Source organism: Pseudonocardia oceanicola, assembly GCF_047200735.1.
In the GTDB taxonomy this organism is placed as follows: domain Bacteria; phylum Actinomycetota; class Actinomycetes; order Mycobacteriales; family Pseudonocardiaceae; genus Pseudonocardia.
In genome coordinates this window covers 1-283 of the sequence record NZ_JBJZON010000118.1, presented here as the reverse complement: position 1 = coordinate 283, position 283 = coordinate 1, and the positions used below count along the sequence as shown (strand labels likewise).

Annotated in this window: 1 protein-coding gene; it reads right to left on the bottom strand. The window is 65.0% G+C overall.

All coding sequences use genetic code 11. The annotated features are described in order from the left end of the window. Nucleotides 1–283, bottom strand: a 283-nt coding sequence (locus ACL02T_RS35075) for an acyl-CoA dehydrogenase family protein (protein ID WP_412835116.1), incomplete at both ends; no start/stop codon positions are given.

The window sequence follows — 283 nt, the reverse complement described above, 5'->3', positions numbered from 1 at the left end:
GGTCACCCCGAAACACACGTGCAACGAGCCGTCCACGATCCGCGGCAGCGTGCGCCTCTTCAACTCCTCGGACCCGTGCTTGATCACCGGATGCATCCCGAAGATCGACAAGTGGATCGCCGACGCGGCGTTCATCCCGCCACCGGACTTCGCGACCTCCTCGATCAGGAGCGACGCCTCGGTGATACCGAAGCCGTGCCCGCCGAACTCCTCCGGCGTGGTGATCCCCAACCAGCCACCTGTCGCGAGCGCCTCATAGAACTCCGTCGGGAACACCTTGTCC